Origin of the sequence: Streptomyces blattellae, assembly GCF_009709555.1 — a bacterium.
GTDB classification, from domain to species: domain Bacteria; phylum Actinomycetota; class Actinomycetes; order Streptomycetales; family Streptomycetaceae; genus Streptomyces; species Streptomyces blattellae.
Map to the genome: position 1 here is coordinate 1 of NZ_WJBG01000081.1, position 247 is coordinate 247.

Below are 247 nucleotides of genomic sequence, written 5' to 3' on the forward strand. Positions count from 1 at the left end.
CTGCTTTCGTTCGTGAACGGTGTCGTTGGTGATCAGGTGGCGGTGACGGCTGGGCTGACGTTGCCGTTCAGTTCGGGGGCGGTGGAGGGGCAGGTGAACCGGATCAAGATGCTGAAGCGGCAGATGTTCGGCCGGGCGGGTCTGGACCTCCTGCGCAAGCGCGTCCTCCTGGCCGCGTGACCTCGGGCCGTTGCCGACACCAACAGTGACCCTCCGTCACTTCAGCACCAAAAGTGAGCCAGAACCC

At 64.4% G+C, this 247-nt stretch carries 1 pseudogene; it reads left to right on the plus strand.

What is annotated here, in order from left to right:
• A pseudogene (locus tag GFH49_RS01690) lies at window positions 1-180 on the plus strand (ISL3 family transposase); the annotation flags it as partial.
• Window positions 181-247: the final 67 nt, after the last annotated feature.